Source organism: Kitasatospora sp. NPDC001603, from assembly GCF_040298365.1.
Lineage (GTDB): Bacteria > Actinomycetota > Actinomycetes > Streptomycetales > Streptomycetaceae > Kitasatospora.
Genome location: NZ_JBEPAA010000026.1, coordinates 25,816 through 49,451, shown reverse-complemented (window position 1 = coordinate 49,451; position 23,636 = coordinate 25,816). Strand labels below are relative to the sequence as shown.

15 protein-coding genes are annotated in these 23,636 nt (G+C 76.5%); 5 read left to right on the top strand and 10 right to left on the bottom strand.

The genetic code is table 11. From position 1 onward, the window contains the following. Positions 1-20: 20 nt before the first annotated feature. From ABT263_RS18265 to ABT263_RS18230, 8 genes are all read right to left on the bottom strand, one after another. On the bottom strand, positions 21-998 hold the full coding sequence (locus tag ABT263_RS18265; RefSeq protein WP_352291398.1) for a threonine ammonia-lyase: 978 nt from the start codon (positions 996-998) through the stop codon (positions 21-23). Continuing rightward, positions 995-2,521 (bottom strand): amino acid adenylation domain-containing protein, encoded by a 1,527-nt coding sequence (locus ABT263_RS18260; protein ID WP_352291397.1) that lies wholly within the window; start codon positions 2,519-2,521, stop codon positions 995-997. The genes ABT263_RS18265 and ABT263_RS18260 overlap by 4 nt, the downstream gene beginning before the upstream one ends. Then, on the bottom strand, positions 2,518-4,854 hold the full coding sequence (locus tag ABT263_RS18255; protein WP_352291396.1) for a lantibiotic dehydratase: 2,337 nt from the start codon (positions 4,852-4,854) through the stop codon (positions 2,518-2,520). Before ABT263_RS18255 ends, ABT263_RS18260 begins: the two co-directional genes overlap by 4 nt. Before the next feature lie 59 nt (positions 4,855-4,913). Further along, complete coding sequence (locus ABT263_RS18250; RefSeq protein ID WP_352291395.1) at positions 4,914-5,861, bottom strand: ornithine carbamoyltransferase; 948 nt, start codon at positions 5,859-5,861, stop codon at positions 4,914-4,916. Between the two features lie 44 nt (positions 5,862-5,905). Then, positions 5,906-7,174: a diaminobutyrate--2-oxoglutarate transaminase gene (gene ectB, locus ABT263_RS18245; protein WP_352291394.1), complete on the bottom strand. Its 1,269-nt coding sequence runs from the start codon at positions 7,172-7,174 to the stop codon at positions 5,906-5,908. Between the two features lie 34 nt (positions 7,175-7,208). Further along, on the bottom strand, positions 7,209-10,412 hold the full coding sequence (locus tag ABT263_RS18240) for a non-ribosomal peptide synthetase (protein WP_352291393.1): 3,204 nt from the start codon (positions 10,410-10,412) through the stop codon (positions 7,209-7,211). Positions 10,413-10,593: 181 nt separating this feature from the next. Further along, a complete protein-coding gene (locus ABT263_RS18235; RefSeq protein ID WP_352291392.1) occupies positions 10,594-11,238 on the bottom strand; it encodes a response regulator transcription factor in 645 nt (214 codons plus the stop codon). Further along, complete coding sequence (locus ABT263_RS18230) at positions 11,235-11,858, bottom strand: helix-turn-helix transcriptional regulator (RefSeq protein ID WP_329486306.1); 624 nt, start codon at positions 11,856-11,858, stop codon at positions 11,235-11,237. Before ABT263_RS18230 ends, ABT263_RS18235 begins: the two co-directional genes overlap by 4 nt. Positions 11,859-12,397: 539 nt before the next feature. Here ABT263_RS18230 and ABT263_RS18225 point away from each other — a divergent pair. The 5 genes from ABT263_RS18225 (at position 12,398) to ABT263_RS18205 (ending at position 21,642) form a co-directional block, all read left to right on the top strand. After that, a complete protein-coding gene (locus ABT263_RS18225) occupies positions 12,398-15,544 on the top strand; it encodes a type 2 lanthipeptide synthetase LanM (protein ID WP_352291391.1) in 3,147 nt (1,048 codons plus the stop codon). A 192-nt stretch (positions 15,545-15,736) separates the two neighbouring features. Further along, on the top strand, positions 15,737-15,940 hold the full coding sequence (locus ABT263_RS18220) for a hypothetical protein (protein ID WP_329486304.1): 204 nt from the start codon (positions 15,737-15,739) through the stop codon (positions 15,938-15,940). A 72-nt stretch (positions 15,941-16,012) separates the two neighbouring features. Beyond that, positions 16,013-18,919 (top strand): helix-turn-helix transcriptional regulator, encoded by a 2,907-nt coding sequence (locus tag ABT263_RS18215; protein ID WP_352291390.1) that lies wholly within the window; start codon positions 16,013-16,015, stop codon positions 18,917-18,919. A gap of 317 nt (positions 18,920-19,236) precedes the next feature. Further along, entirely contained in the window at positions 19,237-20,046 is an 810-nt protein-coding gene (locus tag ABT263_RS18210) for a methyltransferase (protein ID WP_352291389.1), read from the top strand. 594 nt (positions 20,047-20,640) lie between these two features. Continuing rightward, positions 20,641-21,642: a LuxR C-terminal-related transcriptional regulator gene (locus ABT263_RS18205; RefSeq protein WP_352291388.1), complete on the top strand. Its 1,002-nt coding sequence runs from the start codon at positions 20,641-20,643 to the stop codon at positions 21,640-21,642. A 17-nt stretch (positions 21,643-21,659) separates the two neighbouring features. On the opposite strand, the gene ABT263_RS18200 is transcribed toward ABT263_RS18205, so the two are convergent. Together ABT263_RS18200 and ABT263_RS18195 are read right to left on the bottom strand one after the other, a co-directional pair. Then, entirely contained in the window at positions 21,660-21,935 is a 276-nt protein-coding gene (locus ABT263_RS18200) for a hypothetical protein (protein WP_329486300.1), read from the bottom strand. 292 nt (positions 21,936-22,227) lie between these two features. Continuing rightward, entirely contained in the window at positions 22,228-23,613 is a 1,386-nt protein-coding gene (locus ABT263_RS18195) for an MFS transporter (protein WP_352291387.1), read from the bottom strand. Positions 23,614-23,636 lie beyond the last annotated feature (23 nt).

Genomic DNA, 23,636 nt, shown 5'->3' with positions numbered 1-23,636 from the left:
ACGGGAGGGGCGCGGGGCGCTCAGCGCGCCGCGGCGGCGGCCAGCACGGCGGCGGAGTTGCCGCCGGAGACGACGACCGCGGTGCGGCCCGCCGCGCCGGGCCGCAGGGCGCCGGAGCCCAGCGCGCCGGCCAGCGCGGCGGCGCCGCTGGGTTCGGCGGCGATGCCGGCGCGGTGCAGCAGGTCCATGGCGCGCAGCACCGCCGCGTCGTCGACGCCGATCAGGTCGTCGACCCGCCGCCGGACGATCGGGAAGGTCAGCTCACCGGGCCGCTGGCCGCGCAGCCCGTCCGCGACGGTGTCGCTGGGCGGCAGCTCGACCGGTTCGCCGGCGGCCATCGAGCGGGCGTAGCGGCGGGCCCGGTCGGGCTCCACGCCGATGACGCGCACCGGCCTCGGCAGCCGGGCGGCCGCCAGCAGGACGCCGGCCAGCAGGCCGCCGCCGCCGACCGGGACGAAGATCGATTCGAGGTCGGGGGCGTCCCGGAACACCTCCAGGCCGACGGTGCCCTGACCGGCGATCACGAGTCCGTGGTCGGAGGAGGGCACCAGCGCGGCGCCGGTGCGGGCGGCGAGGTCCCTGGCGTGGCGGTCGCGTTCGGCGACGCCGCCGGGCACCCGCAGGACCCGGCCGCCGAGCGCCCGGATCGCCCGCTCCTTGGCCTCGGCGGCGCCGGCGGCCATCACCACGGTGACCCGGACGCCGAGCATCCGGCCCAGGGTGGCCACCGCGATGCCGTGGTTGCCGGAGGAGCCGGCGACCACCTCGTCGGCGCCGAGCGCGAGCATCGCGTTGGCCGCGCCGCGCAGCTTGAACGACCCGCTGTGCTGCAGGTGTTCGGCCTTGACGAGCAGGCCGGGCAGGGTGTCGTGGCGCAGCAGCGGGGTGTGCCGCACGTGCGGGGCGATCCGCTCGGCGGCGGCCAGGACGTCGGCCGGCCCGGGCAGGCCGGTGCCGGTGGCGAGACCGGTCAGCGGGCGGGTGTCGGCGGCCGTCACGCGACGGCCTCCGGCACGGGCGCGCGCAGGGCGCGGCGGTCGGTCTTGCCGCTGTGCGTCACGGGCAGCCGCTCCAGCCGGGTGAAGCGCCGGGGCATCATGTGCGGCGGCAGGGTGAGCGCGAGGTGGGCGCGCAGCCGGGCGTCGGGGGTGGCGGCGAGCGGGCCGGTGACGTGGGCGTCGAGCCAGGTCCGGCCCCGGTCGTCGGTCTCGGCGGTCACCACGGCGCCGGTGACGTCGGGGTGGGTGAGCAGGGCGCCCTCGATCTCGGCCGGGTCGACCCGGTGGCCGCGGATCTTGAGCTGGCGGTCCGCGCGGCCGAGGTAGTCGAGGGTGCCGTCGGGGCCGCGCCGGGCGAGGTCGCCGGTCCGGTACAGCCGGGTGCCGGGCGGGCCGTGCGGGTCGGGCGGGAAGCGGTCGGCCGTCAGGCCGGGCAGTCCGCCGTAGCCGCGGGCCACCCCGGCGCCGCCGATGTGCACCTCGCCGACCTGGCCGCCCGGGACTTCGCGGCCCCGCGGGTCGAGCAGCCGTACGACGGTGCCCTCGATCGGGGTGCCGACGGTGTCGGTGGCGGTGTCCGGGTCGGTCGGCACCTCGTAGCGGGTGGAGGTCATGGTGCACTCGGTGGGCCCGTACTGGTTGACCAGCCGGCCGCCGACCAGGGCGCGGCCGCCGGCGGCGAGGAACGGGCGCAGCGACTCGCCGCTGGAGCAGAGCAGCCGCAGGGAGCGCAGCCGTTCGGCGGCGCGCGGGTGCTGGGAGAGGAAGGTCAGGAAGGACGGGGTGGTGCTGAGGACGGTGTCGACGCCGTACTCGGCGACGGTGTCGGCGAAGGCCTCGGCGCGCAGCAGGCGCGAGCGGTCGACGAGGACGACGCAGCCGCCGGCGGTCAGCGGGGCGAAGGTGTCCCGGATCGAGGCGTCGTAGCCGGGCGGGGCGAGTTGGAGGGTGACGGTGCCGGGGCCGAGGTGGTTGTCGCGGGCGACGGCGCGCAGGTAGGTGCCGAGGCCGTGGTGCTCGATCAGCACCGGGTTGGGCGCTCCGGTCGAGCCGGAGGTGTGGCTGACGTACGCGAGCGAACGCGGGTGCGGGGCGGGGAACGCGGGGGCGGCCGGCGGGTCGGCGGGCAGCCGGTCGAGCAGCAGGGCGGGCGCGCCGACGAGCGGGCCGAGCCGGTCGGCCAGGGCCGCGGTGGTGAGCAGGTGCGCCGCCGCGCCGCCGGCGGCGAGCGCGGCGAGCCGCCCGTCGGGCAGTTCGGTGTCCAGGGCGAGGAACGCCCCGCCGGTGCGGACGACCGCGGCGATCGCCACCACGGCGTCGGCGCCGGGTGGCAGCGCCACCGCGCAGACCCGTTCCGGCCCGAGGCCGTGGGCGGCCAGGTGGGCGGCCAGCCGGTCGATCCGCTCGGCGAGTTCGCCGTAGCCGACCGGTCCGCCGGGGGTCAGCAGGGCGGGGGCCTGCGGTGCGCGGTCGGCGTGCGCCCGGATGGCGTCGACGAAGGTGGCCCCGGCGGGGGTGCTCATGCCGGTTCCTCCGTCCCGGTGGTCCGGTCGACGGCGACGAGGCGCAGTTCGGAGGTGTAGCGCTGCCCCTGGTCGTCGGTGAGCCAGGCCTGTTCGGGCGTGGGGAGCATCTCGCTGACGGTCAGTCGGGCGTCCGGGTCCTTGCGGGCGAGCCGGCGGGCGGCCTTGGCGAGGATGGTGACGTAGACCGGGCTGTCGAAGTCGACGAAGAACGGCCGGGGCTCGGTGGGGGAGACCACGAAGACGAAGCGGGGCAGCTCGTGGGCGTCCCGCCACTGCCGGGCCCGGACGAACCGCCGGGCCTCGGACTTCTCGTCCGCGAAGTCCAGGGCGGCTCCGGCGAAGCGCCAGGTCTCCCGGGCGACCACGGTGGAGTCGATGGTGATCCGCGGCGAGTGGTCGCCGTCCGAGCGCAGGGTGAAGCGGTCCATCACCCGGTTGGTGAGCGCGTGGCAGAAGACGTCGAGCAGTTCGAACTCGGAGCCGTCGGGCAGCACGGCGGCCAGCCGGTCGTCGCGCTCCTCCACCAGGACGTCGCCGGAGCGCACGGTGCGCGGGCGGTGCGGGTCGGAGGTGTGGTCGGTGAGGGCGACGTAGTGGTCCTGCGGCCGTCCGAGCGCCTGCCGGCTGCGGGCGGACCACTTGAGCGGCAGCTCCTTGGGCAGCATCGGGAGCAGGCGCGGGCCGGGGAAGTCGCGGCTGGTCTCGTCGATCAGCTGCTCGCGGTCCGGGTGCTGGTGGACGAAGAGGGACTGCCCGAGGGTGTTCATCGCGACGTGCAGCTCGCCGATCACGAGCTCGAACTCGCCGCGCCCGACGGCGTCGAGGTCCTCGGCGATGATCATCAGGTCGGGGCTGATGTACCGGCTGAGCGACCAGCCCCGGCCGCCCTCCGGGAACGCCTCGTGGACCTGCTCGGCGATGTCCGCGGCGGCGAGGTGGACCCGCCGGGCGCCGTCCGGCGCGTCGATGATCCGCCGCCAGCGCTCGCGCAGGTCGGCCTGGATCCGGTCGATGTCGGCGATCGACTCCGGGTGCGGGGCGGGCAGGCAGGCGAACCAGAGCGAGCCGAGGTCGACCGGGCCGCCGCCGCCGCGCTCGCGCAGGGCGCGGTAGGCGGTGCGGATGCGCTCGCCGACCGCCTCCGCGTACCGGTTGGTCATCCAGCGGGCGGCGGTCATGCACAGCTCCAGCGGGGCGAGCTGTTCCAGGACGGCGGTGCCCACGGTGGCGGTGGCTGAGCGGCGGGTGTCGGAGTAGACCAGGGCGCGGTTGGGCGCCGTCCGGGCGCCCTTCTCGCGGACCGCCGCGACCTCGGTGATCTCGGCGAAGGCGCCCTCCAGCGCGGCGAGGGCGGCGGTCAGCTCCTCGGGGTCGGTGCCGGCCCGCTGCACCCGGTCGCGGCCCTCTTCGAGGACCGCCAGCCGGGCCAGCGCGGGTTCGCGCACCTCGGCGTCGCCGATGCGGTCGAGCATCGCCCGCAGTTCCCGCTCCGGGTAGGTGCCGGCCGGGACGTCGAGCTTCCACAGCACCAGCCGGCGGGCGACCAGCCACTCCAGCGCGGCGGTGACCTCCGCGGCGGGCAGCGGCCGGCCGAGCTCCCGGCCGGCCAGTTCGGCGATCCCGGCCGGGGTCCGGCGGCCGTCGCAGAGCCGGAAGACGGCGAGCGCGGCCTCGGAGACCGGCAGCGGCGGGCGGCCGGGCACCAGCACGGTGCCCTCGGCGGCCCGGACGAACGGCACCGGGCGCGGCGGCGTCCAGTCGCGGACCCGGGGGTCCCGGTCGATCGCCTTGGCCAGCGCGTCCATCGACCAGCTGGAGAAGTACACCTGGGAGTCGGCGACCAGGCCGGTGCCGGGGTGGACCTCGACGCCGCGCCGGTCGGTGTCGAAGGTGCCCCAGCCGACCGGGCCGAAGAAGCCGATGGTGTCGTTCTTGACGCAGAACCGCTGCCAGTAGTGGGCGACCAGTTCCTCGCGCTGGCGCGGCATGCTGGTGCGGCCCTCGGCGGACGGCGTCCAGTCGAGGAACGACTTGATGCCGGTGCCCAGCACCGCCCGGTTCTGCCAGGCCACCGCGGCCCGGAACGGTCCCGAGGCGGCGATCTCCTGGAGGTCCCGCGCGGTCTGCACGGCGGCCGCGGTGAAGGCCTCCTCGAAGGCCTCCCAGTCGGCCTTCGCCGGTACCTCGCCGGGGGTGAACTTGTCGGCGGCCGTCGCCAGGCCCTCCGGCGCCAGCCGGAGCACCCCGGCGGCGGGGAAGCCCGGCCCGCGGAGTGCGAAGTGCGGCCACAGGCGCCACCCACCGCCGGGCATTCGTATGGTGTCGGACATTGCTGAGCTACCTCCCTGGGAAACGTGCGCCGGGTCGTCCGCCGGTAACCGACCGGCCGTCAGGCCTGTTCGGCCGGGATGCCGCCGAGGCACCACTCCAGGACCGCGCGGGCGCTGTGGTACTTGTTCTCGGCCTGCTGGAACGCGATGCTCGCGGGGCCGTCCAGCACGTCGCCGGTCACCTCGTCGCCGCGGTGCGCCGGCAGGTCGTGCATGAAGACGGCGCCGGGGCAGGCCGCGAGCACGGATGAGTCGACCCGGAACGGCTCGAAGTCGCGCCGCCAGTCGGGGTCGGCCTTGGCCGTGCCGGTGGTCTGCCAGCGCGTGGTGTAGACGACGTCGGCCTCCGGCAGGTCGGCCATGTCGTGCCGCTCCTCGACCAGGGCGCCGGCCTCCTTGGCGAGGGTGCGGGCGCGGTCGAGGTAGGCCGGGTCGAGCCCGTAGCCGGCCGGGGTCCGCAGGTGCAGCTCGGCGCCGGGGAAGCGGGCGAGCGCGAGGGCGAGCGCCGAGGCGGTGTTGTTGCCCTCCCCGGCGTAGAGCACCCGCAGTCCCTCGATCCGCCCGAAGTGGCCGAGCATGGTGGTGAGGTCGGTGAGCGCCTGGGTGGGGTGCTCGGCGGCGCTCATCGCGTTGACGACGGACATCCGCTGCTGGGCGGCGTAGGCGCGGAGTTCCTCGGTGCTGCCGGCGGTGCGCGCCACCAGCACGTCGAGCATCCGGGAGAGCACCTCGGCGGTGTCCTCGGTGGTCTCGCCGGTGTTCTCCTGGAGGTCGTCGGGACCGTAGGTGATCAGCCGGGCGCCGAGCCGCAGCGCGCCGGCGGAGAACGCCGTGCGGGTGCGGGTGGAGGTCTTGCGGAACAGCACGCCGACGACGGCGTCGGAGAGCGGCCGGGCGCTCTCGCACGCGCCGGCGGCGTACTGGGCGCCGCGGTACGCGATCCAGCGCAGCTCGCGGTCGGAGAGGTCGTCCAGGGAGACCAGGTGGCGGCGGGGCGGTCGGGGCATCGGGGGTTCCTCCTCGGGTGCTCGGTGGCTCGGGTGGCGGACCGTCAGTTGGCGCGCAGGGCGTCGTGCAGGACGCCGAGGCCCTCGTCCAGCAGCTCGGGCGCGATGGTCAGCGGGGGCATCACCTTGAGGACCTCGTCGTGCCGGCCGCAGCGCTCGATGATCAGGCCGTGGTCGAAGGCGTACCGCTGGACCCGCTCGGCGCGGTCGGCGCCGCCCGCCGGGGCGGTGTCGATGCCGAGCACCATGCCCCGGCCGCGCAGCACCAGCTCCGGGTCCAGCGCGGCGAGCTCCGTCCGGAACCGGTCGAGCCGGGCCGAGTTCCGCTCCAGTCCGGTCAGGAAGGCGTCCTGCTGCCAGAACTCGCAGGCGGCGGTGGCCGCGACGAAGGCCAGCTGGTTGCCGCGGAAGGTACCGGTGTGCTCGCCGGGCTGCCACAGGTCCAGCTCGCGGCGGAACAGCGTGAGCGAGAGCGGCAGCCCGTAGCCGCTGAGCGACTTGGAGACGGTGACGATGTCCGGCACGATCCCGGCGTCCTCGAAGCCGAAGAAGGTGCCGGTGCGGCCGCAGCCGGACTGGATCTCGTCGAGGATCAGCAGCACGCCGTACTGCTCGGTGACGCCGCGCAGGCGGCGCAGCCACTCCCGGCTCGCCGGGTAGACGCCGCCCTCCATCTGCACCGGCTCGACGACGACCGCCGCCGGCGGCTCGGTGCCCGAGGACGGGTCGGCCCAGAGCCGCTCGATCAGGTCGATCGAGTCGAACGGGCCGAGCGGGCCGTCCTCGAAGGGCACGAAGGTGACGTCGCCGCCGCTCACCGCGCCGGCCCGGCGGGCGCGGCGGCTGCCGGTGACCTCCAGCGAGCCGCGCGACATGCCGTGGTAGGCGCCGGTGAAGGCGGTCAGCCCGGTGCGGCCGGTGGCCCGGCGGGCCAGCTTGAGGGCCGCCTCCACCGCGTCGGTGCCGGTCGGGCCGGTGAACTGCACCTTGAAGTCGAGCCCGCGCGGCTGCAGGACGATCTCGTTGAAGCGGGTGAGGAACTCGCGCTTCGCGACGGTGTGCATGTCCAGGCCGTGCATCACGCCGTCGGCGGCGAGGTAGTCCAGGACGCGCTGCTTGACCGCGTCGTCGTTGTGCCCGTAGTTGAGGCTGCCGGCGCCGCAGAAGAAGTCGATGAAGGCCCGGCCGTCGTCGGTGTGCAGCAGCGCGCCCTTGGCGCGCTCGAACACCACGGGGAAGGTGCGGCAGTACGACCGCACCTCGGATTCGAGCTTCTCGAAGACGGAGGTGTCGGTGGTGGTGGCGGTGGTCATGGGGGTTCCTTGGGGCGAGGAGGGTAAGGAGGGGTCAGCGGCCCGCGGTCGCGCGGTCCCCGCGCGGGCGGGCGGTCAGCCGGGGCAGCGGGCCGTCCGCGGCCGTCCGCGGGTAGCCGTCCAGGGCCGCGGCGAGGGCGGCGACGGTGGGGTGGTCGAAGAGCGCCCGCACCGGCACGTCCACCCCGAGGGCGGCGCGCAGCCGTACGGCCACCCGGGTGGCGAGCAGCGAGTGCCCGCCGAGCCGGAAGAAGTCGTCGTGGGCGCCGATCCCGGTGCTGCCGAGGACCTCCTCCCAGACCGCGGCGACGGCCCGCTCCCGCGCGGTGCGCGGGGCGGCGGAGGCGGCGGCGGCCGTGCGGGGCTCCGGCACCGGCAGCGCGTGCCGGTCGACCTTGCCGCTGACCGCGGTCGGGATGGCGTCCAGCAGCACGAACGCGGCCGGGACGAGGTGGTGCGGCAGCGAGTCGAGCAGGGCGGCGCGCAGCTCCTCGCCGGTGGGCGGCCGTTCGGCGTCCTCCGCGACCAGGTAGGCGGTGAGCTGGCGGCCGCCGGAGCCGTCCGGGGTCGGGTGGACGACGGCGGAGCGCACGCCGTCCAGGGCGAGCAGCGCGGCCTCGATCTCGCCCGGTTCGATCCGGTGGCCGCGGATCTTCACCTGGTGGTCGCTGCGGCCGAGGATCTCCAGCGAGCCGTCCGGGCGCAGCCGGCCGAGGTCGCCGGTGGTGTAGAGCCGGCCGCCGGGGACGGTGGCGTGCGGGTCGGGGAGGAAGGCGCCGGCGGTCTGGCCGGGCCGCCCGCGGTAGCCCCAGGCGAGGCCGTCGCCGCCGATGCAGACCTGCCCGGTGCCGCCCTCGGCCACCGGCTCCAGCCGGTCGTCGAGCACCCGGACGCTGGTGTTGTCCACCGCGGCCCAGGTCAGCACCTGTCCGTCGGCGCCGTGGCGGGCCACGCTGGTCCAGATGGTGGCCTCGGTCGGCCCGTAGAGGTCCCACACCGGGGCGCCGCCGGCGGCGAGCGTCGCGGCCAGCTCGGTGTGCAGCTTCTCGCCGCCGGAGAGCACGGTGAGGCCGGGAGCGGGCAGCCAGCCGGTGTCGGTCAGCATTCGCAGCATCGAGGGGGTGGCCTGGACGACGTGCGGGCGGGCTTCGCCGATCAGGCGGATCAGCCGCTCGGGGTCGCGGGCCTGCTCGGTGTCGGCGAGCACCAGCCGGGCGCCGGTGAGCAGCGGCAGGCAGAGTTCCAGCATCGAGGGGTCGAAGGAGGCGGTGGTCAGTCCGAGGACGGTGGCGTGCGGCGGCAGCTCCAGCCGGGCGGCCATCGACCGGAGGAAGTTGGTCAGCGCCCGGTGCGGGATCTGCACGCCCTTGGGCATGCCGGTCGAGCCGGAGGTGTGGAAGACGTAGGCGAGGTCGTCCTGGCCGGTGGTCCGGTCGAGCCGGTCCGGCCGGGTCACCGGGCCGGCCTGCGGGCCGTCGCCGTCGAGCAGCAGGGTGGTCGCGGCGGTGTCCGCCACCCGGCCGGCCAGCGCGCCGGTGGTGACCACCACGGCCGCCCCGGTGTCCTCGACCAGGTAGCCGATCCGCTTCACCGGGTGCATCGGGTCGAGCGGGACGTAGACGCCGTCCGCCTTGAGGACGGCGAGCAACGCGGTGAGCAGGCCGGTGCCGCGCTCCAGCAGGACGCCGACCCGGACGCCGCGGGCGACGCCGAGGCCGCGCAGCCGGTGCGCCAGGCGGTCGGCCCGGGCGTCGAGTCCGGCGTAGCTCAGCTCGCCGTCCGTGGAGCGGACGGCGACGGCGTCCGGGGTGCTGCGGGCCTGCCGCTCGAAGAGGTCGGTGACGGTGGGGGAGGGCACCTCGCGGGCGGCGCCGAGGCCGAGCGCGAGCCGGCGGCGGCGCTCGCCGGAGGGCAGCGGCGCCAGCCGGGCGGTGGCGAGGGCCAGCGGTTCGTCCGGGGCGGCGAGCACCTCGCGCAGCAGCCCGACGTAGTCCTCGGTGAGGCGGGCCGCCGTCTCGGGGGCGAACAGCGCGGTGGCGTACTGCAGGCGCAGGCCCAGGCTGCCGTCGGGGCGGCCGAGCAGGTCCAGCGCCAGGTCGAACGGCGTCCCGGCGACGGGGGTGGGCACCAGCTCGACGTCCAGGCCGGGCAGCGCGGGCGGTTCGGCCTGGGAGTCGAGGGTCAGGAAGGAGACCTGGAAGAGCGGGTTGCGGCTGAGGTCGCGGTCCGGGGCCAGCTCGGTGACGACGCGTTCGAACGGCGTCTCGGCGTGCGAGAGGTCGGCGAGGGAGCCGCTGCGGACCCGGTCCACCAGCTCGCCGAAGCTGGGCCGGCCCGACAGGTCGGCGCGCAGCACCACGGTGTTGACGAACGGGCCGATGAGGTCCCGGGTGGCGGCCTGGCCCCGGCCGGCGACCGGGGTGCCGACGGCGAAGTCGCTCTGCCCGCTGTACCGGCCCAGCTGCGCCTGGAAGGCGGCCAGCAGCACCATGAACCGGGTGGCGCGCCGGGACCGGGCCAGCCGGTCGGCGCGTGCCACCAGCTCGGCGGGGAGGGTGAACCGGGCCACCGCGGCGGCGCCGTCCCACTCGGCGGGCCGGGCGCGGTCGGTGGGCAGCTCCAGGGGCGGCAGTCCGGCCAGCCGGGAGCCCCAGTAGCCGAGCTGCCGGGCGAGCCGGGGTCCGGTGGTGCGCTCGTGCTGGCGGGCCGCGAAGTCGGCGTACTGGAGCGGGAGGTCCGGCAGGCCGTCGGGGCCGCCGGTGGTCGCCGCGCGGTAGGCGGCCGCCAGCTCGCGGGTGAAGACGTTCCAGGAGGAGAAGTCGAAGGCGATGTGGTGCACCACGACGACCAGCAGGTGGTCGTCGGCCGCGAGCCGGGCCAGGGTGGCCCGCAGCGGCGGCGCGGTGGTCAGCTCGATCGGCCGGTGCAGCACCAGGTCGAGGACGGCGGTGATGCCGGCCTCGCCGGGGGCGGGCGCCTCGACGGTCTCCAGCGGGACCTCGACGGCGGGCGCCACCCGGGCCACCGGCTCGCCGTCGGCGGCCGCGTACCGGGTGCGCAGCACCTCGTGCCGGGCGACCACGGCGGTCAGGGCGGCGGCGAGGGCGGCGGCGTCGACGCCGCCGCGCAGGCGCAGGGCCAGCGGCAGCAGATGATCCGCCGTACCGGGCCGCAGCTGGTCGAGGAACCACAGCCGTTGCTGCGAGAACGATGTCGTCCGGACGTCACCGCGGTCCACCGGCTCACCTCCAAGGGGTAGTCAGAACGTCGCGCGCCCCGGGTGGTCGGGGCACAACCGGAGCTTGCCGGTCGGGTGCGGCGGGGGAGTAGGGAAGGAGCGGCAGCGCGGGGCGCCGCTTTTGCTGCGTCAATGTCTCTGTTCGGCGGCTCCGGCCGCGGCGGGCCGGGGCGGCGCCGGGTCAGATCAGCCCGGTGCGGACGGCGTGGGCCACCGCGTGGGCCCGGTTGCGGACCTGGAGCCGGGCCATCAGGTCGTAGATGACGTTCTTCACGGTGTGCTCGGAGCAGGAGAGTTCGCGGGCGATGGCCGCGTTCCCGTGGCCCTCGGCGACCAGGCCGAGCACGGCGGTCTGCCGGGCCGTCAGCGGGGAGTCGGGAGCGGGCCGGCGCGGGGCGGGCGCGCCGTCCTCCGCCGGGCCGAGCAGGCCGACCAGGACGCCGTAGGGCATCCGGCCCTCGCCGTGCCGGGCGCAGCGGACGGCGGTGAGCAGGCGTTCCGGGGTGGCCTCGGTGGACTGCAGCATGGCCACCGCCCCGGCCCGGACGGCCCGCCGGACCCCGTCGGCCGTGAAGGTGTCGGCGACCAGCAGCAGCGGGCGGCCGTCGGGCTCCGGCCAGCCGTCCAGCGCGGCGCCGGGCGTCGGCCCGGCGGCCACCCGGACGGTGGCCCCGGAGTGGCCGGCCGCGAGTTCGATGCCGGCCCGGCGCAGGTTGGCGGCCACCTTCTCGCGGGCCGGCCCGCCCGCCGGGCCGAGGTGGACGCGCAGGGCGGTGGCGGGCCGCCGCTCGGTCTCGGGCCTGGTGGCGAGGGCGAGGGCGCTCACAGCAGACCCGCCCGCAGGGCGTAGGCCACCGCGTGGGCGCGGTTGCGCAGCCGGAACCGCTGGGTGATGTCGCGGACCACGGTGGTGACGGTCCGTGCGGAGTAGCAGAGCGCCCGGGCGATCTCGTCGGTCTCGTGGCCGTCGGCCACCAGCCGCAGGACGGCGCGCTCCCGTTCGTCCAGGCCCCAGCCGGGGCCGTGGCCGCGGGCACCGGGGTGCGGGTCGAGGTCGGTGCCGTGGTCGAGGAGCCCGTCTATCAGGTCGGGCGGCACCGTGCAGTCGCCGCCGGCCACGGTGAGCACCGTCCGGGCCAGCCGGTCGGCGTTGACCTCGCGCCGGCGCAGCAGGCCGCGGGCCCCGGCGTTGATGGCGTCCGCGGCCTCGGCCGGGGACAGGTCGGCGGCGATCACGACGACGGCGGGCCGGTGCGGTCCGGTGCGCGTCGCGGTCACCAGGTCGAGCTCCTGACGGTCCACCCGGTCGACCAGGACGACGGCGACATCGGCCTTCTCCTCGGGCTGGACCAGGGCGATGTCCGGGTTGCCGGACAGCGCGCTGACGGCGCCGGCTTCCAGCACCGGGTCCAGGGCCACGACACAAAGCGGCAGGGGGTTGCCCATGTGCACTCCTCGGTCAGCGGGGTGAGCCTCTCGGCGAGGAGTCTTCGCTTCCGGTGCGCCCTGCCGCATGGGGCGCGATCACCCGCATTCCCCGCCGCGGGGGGCGCCGGGGCCGGTCCGGACGGCCCCCGTCGCGCGGACGGCGCCGGGCGCCCCGTCCGGATCCGCCGGCGAATCGTCCCGGTCCGTCCGGTACGGGGCGGCGGGCCCGAAGGGTGGGGGCGGCCCGCCGCCGCCCACCGGGGGCGGCGCGCGCCCGTGCGACCGCGGACCCCCGCCCCCGGCCGCACCCGCCGCCGCCCCGCCGCGACCGGGGGCGGCGGGGCGGCGCCGCGGGTGGCCACGGGCCTGCTCCGCCGCAGCTCCGCGCGGTCCCGGCGGCCCCCGGGGCCGACCCGGCGCCCGCCCCCGCGACCCGTCCGACCACCCGGGCGCGCAAAGCTGGGGCACGCCGGGTACGGCGTCTGGGTAGTGCGCGGCGAAATCTACGGGTGGTGCTCCCCTGTACGGAGGGTCGTGCCGCTGGAAGGGTGGCGGACGTGACCACAACCGACACCGCTTCCCGGGCCTCAGGGCCGGCGCCCTCCTGGTGGGCGCCGGCCGCGACGCTGCGCGAACGGCTGTCGGCCCCGCACCCGCCGGTGGCGTCGGCGGCGGGCCCGACGGCCGGGGCACGCACCCGCTCGGCGGTCGAGCAGGCCTGCGAGGCCGCCCGGCTGGCCCGGCTGGGCGTCGACCCGGGGCTGGCCGCGGCGCTCGCCGCCGAGGCGCCGGAGCGCCTGGCCGGCCGGCTGGCCAAGCCGTCGTGGGCGGTCTTCGCGGAGCGGGCCGTCGCCGGCGCGCCGGAGCGCCCCGGGGGCGTGCCGCTCGAAGCGGGCGAGGGGGCGACGGTGTTCGCCCCGCTGCTGCGCCCGCTGGTGGCGGCCGCCACCGCCGAGCTGACCGCGCGGGCGCTGGCGGGCGGCGCCGAGCCGGCCGACCTGGCGGTGTTCGCCCCGGCGTACGCGCGCTGGCTGGCCGAGCGCCTCGCCGGCGAGGCGGCCCGGACACTGGTCGTGGAACTCGCCGCCGCCCGGGACGCGGGCGGCCTGGCCGGCGCCACCGGCGCGGACCGGTTCGCCGACTTCGCGGCCCGCACCGGCACCCGGGCCGGACTGGCCCGGCTGTTCACCCGCTACCCGGTGCTCGCCCGGCTGATGGCCCGGACGTCCCGTCACACCGCCCGCTCCGGCGCGGAGCTGCTGACCCGGCTCGCCGCTGACCGGCCGGCGCTCACCGCGGGGCTGTTCGACGGCCGGGACCAGGGCCCGCTGGCCGCCGTCGAGCTGGGCCGCGGGGACCTCCACCAGCAGGGCCGGTCGGTGGCGGTGCTGCGGTTCGCCGCCGGCGCCACCGCGGTGTACAAGCCCCGGCCGATCGGCCAGCACGCGCTCCTGGACGCCATGACGGACTGGCTGGACGCCAAGGTGCCGGGCCTGGCGCCGCGCACCCCGCGCTGGGTCGGCGGGGACGGCTACGGCTGGCTGGAGTTCATCGAGCACCGGCCCTGCCGCTCGCTGGTCGAGATCGACCGGTTCCACCGCCGCCAGGGCGCCCTGCTCGCCCTCGCCTACACCCTCGAAGGGGTGGACCTGCACTGCGAGAACCTCCTCGCGCACGGCGACCAGCCGGTGCTCGTCGACGTGGAGACGCTGCTGCACCCCGTCCTCGGTGAGGGGAGCACCACCCTGCCGGACCCGGCGGCCGCGGCGCACGCCGCCTCGGTGCACCGCACCTGCCTGCTGCCCCAGCTGCTGGTCGGCGAGCTGGGCGCGGTCGACGTCTCCGCCCTCGGCGCCGCGCCGGGCGGGGAGTTCCCCAACACCCGGATGGTCTGGGAGGACACCGGCACCGACGAGATGCGCCTGGTGCGCCGCGGGGCGCCGTTCACCGGTGCCAAGAACCGGCCGTACGGCGTCGTGCCGGGAGCCGGCAGCGCGGACCGGCTCTCCGCGACGCTGGCCGGGTTCCGCGCCGGGTACGACGCCGTCGTCCGGCACCGGGCCGAACTCGCCGACCCGGCCGGGCTGCTGGCCACCGGGGCGGCGGCCGTCGGCCGCCTTGTGATCCGCCCGACGATGCTCTACGCCACCCTGCTGGCCGAGGCGACCCACCCGCAGCTGCTGGGCGACGGGCTCGACCGCGACGCCCTGTTCGCGGTGCTCTGGGCCGAATCGCAGGGCGACCCGGCCCGGCAGGCCCTGATCGAGCACGAGATCGCCGACCTGTGGGACGGCGACGTCCCGGTCTTCTTCCACCGGCCCGGCGAGCCCGCGGTGTTCGCCTCGGACGGGAGCCCGGTGCCCGGCGTCCTGGACACCTCCGGCCTCGCCACCGCGCGGGCGAAGCTCGACGGCATGAACACCGTCGACCGCCACGACCAGGAGTGGATCATTTCGGCCACGCTGGCCTCCGTCGGCCCGGACGCCACCGGCCCCCGGCACCGGGCGGGCGGGCGCACCCGCCCCTCGCCCGCCGCCGTCCCGGAGCCGTCCGCGCTGCTCGCCGCCGCCTCCGGGATCGCCGACGAGATCGCCGGCCGCTCCGTGAGCGGCCACGGGCGGGTCAACTGGATCGGCCTGGAGGCCGTCGACGAGCACTGGACGGTGCTGCCGATGGGCGCCGGGCTGGCCCAGGGCTACTGCGGGGTGGCGCTGTTCCTGGCCCAGCTCGGCGCGCTGACCGGCTCCGCCCGCCACACCGGTCTGGCCCGGGCGGCGGTCGCCCCGCTGCCCGATCTCGTCGCCGCGGCCGCCGCCGACCCGGAGCTGAGCCTGGCGGTGGGCCCGGGCGGCTTCGAGGGCCTGGGCGGCCTCTGCTACTCCCTCGCCCGGCTGGCCGGCCTGGTCGACGAGGGCCTCGCCGACTGCCTGCCGGCCGCCCTGGACGCGCTGGCCGTGGCAGCGCTCGACGAGGAGGCCCGGCCCGGCGTCTCGGCGGGCCTGGCCGGGGCGCTCGCGGCCCTGCACGCGGTGCACCGCGAGCGCGGGCTGGAGCGGGCCGCCGAGCTCGCGGACCGGATCGCCGAGCGGCTGCTCGGCCTGCCGCCGCCCGGTCCGCTCGGCGCCGCGGCGCCGGACCGGGTCGGCTTCGCCTTCGGGGAGGCCGGGATCGGCTGGGCGCTCACCCGGCACGCCCGGTTCACCGGCGGCCCGCGCGGCGCGCGGTTCGCCGCCGCCGGCCGGGCCCGGCTGACCGCCGCCCTGGCGGCGGACCGGCTCACCGGCGGCTGGTGCTCCGGGACGGCCGGCACCGTGCTGGCGGCGGCCGACGCGGGCCTGTGCGCCGAGCAGCCCGACAGCCCGCTGCGGGACGCCGTGCACCGGCTCACCGGACAGCCGCCGGTGGCGGACCTCAGCCTCTGCCACGGAGAGCTGGGCACCGCGGAGGCGCTGGCGGCGCTCGCCGAGCGCGGCCACCGCGGCGCGCGCGACAGCCTGACCGGCCGGGCCGGAACGGTCCTCGGGCAGCTCCACGACTGGGGACCCCGCTGCGGGACCCCCGGACAGGTGCCGACGCCGGGGCTGCTCACCGGGCTCTCCGGGATCGGCTACGCGCTGCTCCGGCTGGGCTTCGCCGACACCGTGCCCTCCGTCCTGCTGCTGGACGCGGCCCCCGGCCCCCCACCGGCCCCTTCGACCATCTGAAGAGAACCGAAGAGAACCGAAGAGAACCAAAGAGAACCGAAGAGAACCGAAGAGAACCGAAGAGAACCGAAGAGAACCGAAGAGAACCAAACAGGACCGAATAGCACAAGACCACCTGAAACGAAAACAAGACAGCAGAGAACAGCGCCACTTATCACCACGCACCGCTTCCCGAATGGAAAGGAAAGCCCCATGTCCCACTCCCTGTACAACGGTGCTGTCCGCAGCGAGGCCACGAACCAGGCCGCGACCACCCCGGACCCGGCCGGCGAGATCCGCCTGGTCCGCCGGAACGGGGCCTGCGCCCGGACCCGGGCCCTGGCCGGAATGAGCCTCGGCAGCGGCGTGGTCGTGGGCCTCGGCTCCATCACCACCACTGTCTCGGTGCCGTTCTGACCTGCACTCACGTAGGGCCGATCCGAACATGAGCACGACGCTCCGCGGGGAGAGCGACTACTATCCGGGGCTATGCGTGTGCGGGCAGCCCATCTCATCGGCCGTGATGCCGAAGTCGCCGGACTCGGCGAATCACTGCGGGATCTCCGCCGCTCGCGCGGCTGTACCACATTCCTGGTCGGCGAGGGCGGAATCGGTAAGTCGCGACTGGTCGCCGAGCTGATCGGCGAGGCGGTCGACGCAGGAGTCCGCGTCCTGCGGGGCCGGAGCAGCACCATCGGACCGATGGTGCCGCTCCGGCCGCTCACCGAGGCGCTGATGCCGCTCTCACGCGGCGGGGAGACCCCGGACGAAGCGAGCCTCGGCCCCTACCGCCCGGTGCTCGGCCGGCTCATCCCGGACTGGAGCACCGGCACCCCGGACCAGGGATCGACCGTGGTGCTCGCCGAGGCCGTCCTGCGGCTGCTCTCCTCCGCGGGCCGCGACCAGGGCTGCCTGCTGGTCCTGGAGGACCTGCACGACGCCGACACCGAGACGCTGGCCGTCGTCGAGTACCTCGTCGACAACCTCGAACAGCAGCCGGTCATGCTGGTGGCGACCGTCCGGTCGGAACCGGGCGAAGCACTCCTGCTCGCCGAGTCGGCCGGGCGCCGCCGCAGCGGAACGGTCTTCCGACTGGCGCCGCTGGACGACGACGAGGTGAACCGCCTGATCGCCTCCTGCCTGGACACCGAGCCGGGCCTGGTGCCCGCCGAAGTGCTGACGCAGATCCGGGAGGACAGCGCCGGCATCCCGTTCCTGGTCGAGGAACTCCTCCAGGGCGCCGTCACCGGCGGCGCGCTGGTCCGCGAGAACACCGCCTGGCGGGTGGCCGGGAACCTGCGCCGCAACGTGCCGAGGGCGCTCCTCGAAGGCGCCATCCACCGCATCGACGAACTCGGCCCGCAGGGGCAGACCCTGCTCTCCGCCGCCGCCGTGCTCGGCCGGCGCTTCCCCCTGTCGGTGCTCCAGCTGATGACCGGTGCCGACGACCGCAGCCTGCTCAGCCACCTGCACGCCGGCGTCACCGCCCGGCTGGTCGCGGCCGACGAGCCCGCCCCCGACTGGTACGCCTTCCAGCACCCGCTGACCGCCGAGGCGCTGCTCGCCCAGCTCACCCCGACCGCCCGGGCCGCCCTGTCCCACCAGGCCGCCGACGCGATCGAGGCCCTCCACCCCGACCTCCAGGGCGACTGGTGCCCGCTGGCCGCGACCCTGCGCGCCGACGCCGGCGACCCCGTCCGGGCCGGCCGGCTGTTCACCGAGGCCGGCCGCCGCGCCCTCGCCAACGGCACGGTCGGCTCCGCGGTCACCCTGCTCGACCGGGCCGAGACCCTGCTGGCCGGGGGCACCGACTCGGCCGCCCGCGCCGAGGCCCTGGAGGCCCTGCTGCCCGCCCTCGCCGAGACCGGCGAGCTGACCCGCGCGCTCAGCCTCGCGAGCAGCCTGCGGGAGCTGGTCGGCGCCGGTCTGGGCGCGCCCCGGCTGGCGGCCCTGCACACCCGGCTCGCACAGGTGGCCTACATGGCGGGCCGCTGGGCCGACGGCAACAACCAGATCGAGCGGGCCCGCGCCCTGCTCGGACCGGACCCGGACGAGGCGCACACCGCGCTGACCGACGTGGTGGAGGCCTACCTGTGCCTCGACACCCCCGGCCAGGACCGCACCCAGCGGGCCGAACGGCTGGCCCGCGCCGCGATCGCCACCGCCGAGAAGCACGACCAGCCGCTGGTCGCCTGCCAGGCCTGGGAGCTGCTGGGCGTCGTCGCCCGCGAGCGCGATCCGGCCGAGGCGGTCACCTACCTGGAACGGGCCATGAACACCGCCGAGCGGCACAGCCTGCCGCTCCAGCGGATGTACGCGCTCACCCGGCTCGGCGGCAGCCGCTGGCTGGCCGACGGCGGCACCGCCACCCTGGACGAGGCCCGGACCGAGGCCCGCCGCCTGGGCGCCGTCACCGTCGTCTACACCCTCGACGGCATCCTCGCCCTGCACGACGTGCTCTGCGGCCGGTTCGCCGAGGCCCGGGTGCTGGGCGACGAGGCGCTGACCATGGCGGCCCGGCTGCGGCTGACCCCGGTCGCCCGCTACCTGCTGATGACCCGCTCCGTCCTGGCGGCCCATCAGGGCGACCGGGCCGCCATGGAGGAGTCGCTCACCGAGTTCGGCCGCTGGGGCGGCAGCGGCTCGCCCGAGGAGCCGCTCGCCCTCGGGCTGGCCCGGGTGTTCTGCGCCCTCCTGGAGGAGGACCGGGACCGGGCCGCCCGGGACATGGCCGGCCTCCAGGCCCTGGAGGCCGAGAACCCGAGCACCTTCCACCTCGGCGGCCGGCACGGCCTCGGCCTGCTGCTCGACCTGCTGGACGGCCGCCTCGACCGCGGCCGCCTCGACCGGGTGGCTGCCAGCTCGGCCGGCCGGATGCGGTGGAACCGGCACTTCGTCCTGCTCGCCGACGCCGTGCTGCTCGGCCGCGAGGGCGATCCCGAGGCGGCCGGCCGGGCCGCCCAGCTCGCCCAGGAGGTCGGTGCGCCCTACCCCACCGCCCGCCACCTCGGACAGCGGCTGATCGCCGAGGAGGCGCACGCCCTGGGCTGGGGCGACCCGGAGGGATGGCTCCGGGAGGCCGAGCACCACTTCCGGGAGACCTCCGCCACCGCCGTCGTCGGCGCCTGCCGGACGCTGCTCCGGGCCATCGGCGCGCCCGTCCGCCAGCACCGCACCGGCAGCAACCGGATCCCGGCGCAGCTGCGGCTCAAGGGCATGACGGTCCGTGAGTACGAGATCTTCCAGCTGCTGGCCGACCGGCTCAGCAACAAGGACATCGCCGCCCGGCTCTACATCTCGCCGCGCACCGTCGAGAAGCACGTCGCCAGTCTGATCGCCAAGACCGGGCTGCCGAACCGGTCCGAGCTCTGCGCGCTGGCGGCGCAGCAGTCCTGAGGGCGGTCGGGGGCGGGGGCGCGGTCGGGGCCGGCGGGGGCGCGGGGCGGGGCCCGGTGCGCGTTGCGCAAGTGGTCGGTTGCTGCCGCCCGGAACCGGCGTCCGGGGCGGTTTCCGGCCGGGCCCGGCCGGGCGGAAGCGGCCGGACCGGGCGGAACGGGCCGGTTCATGCCGGTGCAGGTTTCGGCCACCGGCCGGCCCGGGACAACGGCCCGTCGGGCGCCGCACACTGGCTGCGCGGCGCCTCACCGGGACCGGCCGGCCGAGGTCCCGCGGCGCCCGCCCCACGACGGCATCCAGGAAGGGACCGACCCCCGATGACGAAACCCGCCGCCTGGCCGGAGCGGAACCTCTGGACGGACTCCGCGCAGGCGCGGGCCGACGCCTACCTCGACCACGCCCGGAGCATCCGCGGCGAGGTCCGGTTCGACCTGGTCACCCGCGCGCTGGCCCGGCACCTGCCGCGGCGCCCCTGCCGGGTGGTCGACATCGGCGGCGGCTTCGGCCGGCAGGCGGTCCTCCTGGCGCGGGCCGGGCACGAGGTGACCGTGGTGGACAACGACGAGACCCTGCTGCGGGCCGCCGCCGACCTGGTCGCCGCGGAGCCCCCCGAGGTCGGCCGGCGGGTGACCCTGGTCCAGGGGCTGGGCGAAGCGGCGCCCGACCTGGTCGGGACGGGCTTCGACCTGGTCTGCTGCCACAGCGTCCTGCTCTACCTCACCGACCCGGGCCCGATGCTGGACGCGCTGGTCCGGCTGGCCGCGCCCGGCGGCCTGCTCTCGCTGCTCACCGTGAACCGCGACTCCCAGGCGATGCGCGACGGGCTCCAGGGCGACTGGCGGGGCGCGCTGGCGACCCTGCTGGAGTCCGGCGAGCGGGGCGGGCAGTACCTGCCGACCCGGCCGGACACCCCGCAGGACCTCGGCCGGCGGCTGGCCGGGCTCGGCGCTCCGGCGGTGGAGTGGTTCGGCGTGCGGGTCTTCTCCGACCACCGCCGTGACGAGCCGTCACCGGAGGAGTTCGCGGACCTCTGCGAGCTGGAGTGGCAGGCCGGACTGCGCGATCCCTACCGCGGGTTCGCCCGGCTCTTCCATCTGGTGGCCCGGCGCGGCGCCGCGCCCCGGTAGCCGTACCGGCCGGCGGTCGGGCGGGGGACCGAAGCGCGCAGGGCTGGAAGCACGCGGGGACCGCACCGCGCGGAGGCCGGAAACGCGGTGGTGACCACCGCCGGCCGGGACCGGCGGCCGAGGGTGGTACGACAGGGCGCCGGGCGCGTGGCCGTGCGCCGGTGCCGGAGTGAGTGCGCCGGAGCCCGTGCCGGTGCGCCGCGGCCCGGCCGGAACCTGCCACCGGGCGTTCGGGCCCGCCACCGGCCCGCCCCGGGCCCGGCCGAGGACCGCCCCCGGAGCGCCGCTGACCCGCGACGATGCCGGACGGGCCGCCGGGCCGGGCCGTCCCGGGGCGGGCGCGGCGGGGGGCGCACCGGCCGCCGGCGCCGCCGCCGTCGGCCTGCTGTCGCAGGCTCACTTGTGGGTGGCCACGTCAAGTGCCAGTCTGTGAAAGTCAATTGCCGGACTCAGTGCGTGCACGTCGAGAGCAGGGGTTGTGCGCCGACGTCAGCCGCCGGACCGAGTCAGGGCATGTCCGGAATTCGCGCCCCGCCGGGACGGTCGACCCGCGTCCCGGCGGGACGGTCGGACGAGCCCTGGAGGGAGTGGTCAATGTTCGAAGGGCTTGGGCTGAGCAGCCTCGCCGAGTCCGTGTACCTCGCGATGCTCCAGCACCCGGACGAGAGCCTCGACGTCCTCGCCCGCCGGCTCGACGTGGACCACGCCCAGATCCGGGTCGCGCTCGACGAGCTCACCGGCATCTCGCTGCTCCAGGTGTTCCCGGGCCGGCCCGGGCCAAGAGCCGTCCGGCCGGAGATCGGACTCTCGGCGCTGGTGGCCCGTCAGCAGGCCGAGATGGCCCGCCGGCACCAGCAGATCGAGGAGGGGACGGCCGCGCTGTCCACCCTGCTGGCCGAGCGCGCGGAGAGCCGCCCGGCCGAGACCGAGCCGGGCATCGAGCGGCTGTCCGGCATCGAGGCGATCCGCGACCGGCTGAGCGAGCTCGCGCGCAGCTGCGAGTGGGAGGCCAGCTCCTTCATGCCGGGCGGCGCCCAGTCGGAGGAGAACATCAACGCCAGCCGGGCGCTGGACGCCGAGGCGATCGACCGCGGGGTGCGGTTGCGCACGGTCTACCAGGACAGTGTCCGCAACCACCGGCCGACGCTGGAGTACGCCCAGTGGCTCAGCGGGCTCGGCAGCGAGGTGCGCACCACCGCGTCGCTGCCCCTGCGGATGCTGATCGTCGACCGGCGGGTGGCCGTGGTGCCGCTCGACACGGCCGACGAGCAGGGCACCGCGGCGGTCGTGATCTCCAGCGTCGGGATCATCACGGCCCTCACCGCGCTGTTCAACTCGGTCTGGCGGTCCGCGACCGTGCTCGGCGCCGCGCGCCGGCGCGACGACGTCGGGCTCTCCGGCCAGGAGCGCCAGGTGCTCAGGCTGCTGGCCGCGGGGCTGACCGACGAGGCGATCGCCCGGCAGCTGGGCGTCTCGGTCCGCACGGCCCGCCGGGTCGCCTCGGACCTGCACACCAGGCTCGGTGCGCGCAGCAGGTTCCAGGCCGGCGCCCAGGCCGTCTCGCGGGCCTGGATCACCCCGGACGACCTGGAGTAACGCGGTCCCCGGCGGCCTCAGGGCCCCACCTCGGTGGAGCGGACGGCCCAGCTCGGGCAGGTTCCGGCGCCGGCCATGGTCCGGCAGCAGAGCTGCTCGGCCACCCGCGCCGCGTCCAGCAGGTCGCGGGCCTGCACATAGAGGTTGAACACCACGAAGCCCTCGTGCACGTCGATCCGCGCGTGCTGGAGGCAGTCGGTACCGGCCCTGCTGCACAGCAGGTGCCGGTGCAGCTCGCGCGCGGACTGCGGCGCGGCGCCCGGGGTGTCAACCGTGGTCTTGGTCAAGTACATGGGTGGACCCGCTCCCGGCCGGGGCGTGCGGTCCGGTCCGGGGGGCTCGGGCGCCGTCGCGCCCCGGACCCCTTCCGGCCGGCTGGTCAGACCTCACGCGTCGCGTTCTCACGCCGACCCCTTCACGTACGTCGTTGCGAGCCGGTCCCGGGCCGGTTCCGCCGCGCGGTCACCGCGGCTCCGAGGAACCGGAACCGCGGTGGGTGGGCGGCCGGACCGGTACCGGGGGCCGGAGTTCAGGGCCCGGCCCCCGGAGCCGGCCCCCGGGCGGGGGCCGGCTCCCGAAGGACCGTCAGAGGATGACGGGCGGATCCGGGGCCCACCGGGTCAGGGCCCAGCGGACGAGTTGCGGGCCCAGTGCGGCGGCCATCACCGCGAACGCGGCGATCATCGCCCACCGCGTCCCGAAGGCGACGGCCAGGGCGCCGCCGACCGGCACCCCGATCAGGCTGGCGGCCTGCAACAGCACGAAGGCCATCGCCATCACCTGGGCGATCCGGTCCTTCGGCGCCGCGGCCTGCAGGCTGCCGAAGACACTGGCGATCAGTAGCGTCCCCCCGAAGCTGCCCGCGAGTTCCAGCAGCACCAGCCCGGCCATCGCGCTCGGCCCGGCGGAGGCGAACGGCAGCAGGGCCAGCGAGAGCAGGCTGACGGCGGTGCCCAGGGCGAGCGTGCGGCCCGACCCGAACCGCTTCTGCGCGCGGCCGACGAGCATGCCGCCGGTCACCCCGCCGACCGCGCCGAGTGCCAGCAGCGAGCCGATCAGCGACGGGCCCATGTGCACGGCGTGCACGAGGAAGAGCACGAGCACCGGCTGGGTGACCCCGTTGACGAAGGACACCGTGACCACCGCCCGGACCCCGGACTGCCGGCCCATCGCGAGGGCGAGGCGGACGTTGGCGGCGGCGCCGAGCCGCTGCTTCCAGGTCGTGGAGGTCTTCGCGGTCTTCGCGGTCTTCACGGGCTCGGCGGGCACGGCGCCTTCGGCGGTTCCGGTGGGTTCGGCGGAGCCCGCGGGCCCACCGGCCACCGCGTCGGCCGGCCCGGTGTCGGCACTCGCGGGCCGGACCCGGGTGAGCAGGGCCGCGGAGGCCAGGAAGGAGAGCGCGTCGACCAGCACCACGTACGGCGCCGCGACCCGGGCGAGCAGGGCGCCGCCGAGCGCGGGCCCGCTGATGTCCGCGACGCTGCGGGTCGCCGAGATCTTCCCGTTGGCCTCCACCAGGTTCGCCTTCGGGACGATCTGCACCAGCAGCGGACTGGACAGCGCGGAGTACACCCCGAGCGCCGCCGAGGCCACCGCGGTCAGCGCCAGCAGCAGCACGATGTGCAGCGCCCCGAGCCACCAGAGCAGCGGTACGGACCCCATGATGGCGGCCTGCACCAGGTTGCAGGCCGCCATCATCGGCGCGCGCGGACGGCGCAGCCCGTCGGACCACGCCGCCGCCGGGAGCCTGATCAGCAGCGACGGCAGCACCTCGACCACCGCCAGCGAGGTCATCTCCAGGGCCGAGGCGCCCAGCGTGACCGCCGCGCACATCGGGATGGTGACGTTGCTGACCGCCGAACCGACCTGGGAGAGACCGGTCGCGGCCCACAGGGCCCGGAACGGCCGGTCGGGGAAGACCGGCGGGTCCGCGGTCTGCTCACCCCCGCCGGCCAGTGCCGTCGTCGTCACGTCGCTCGTCCTTTCACGCCGGT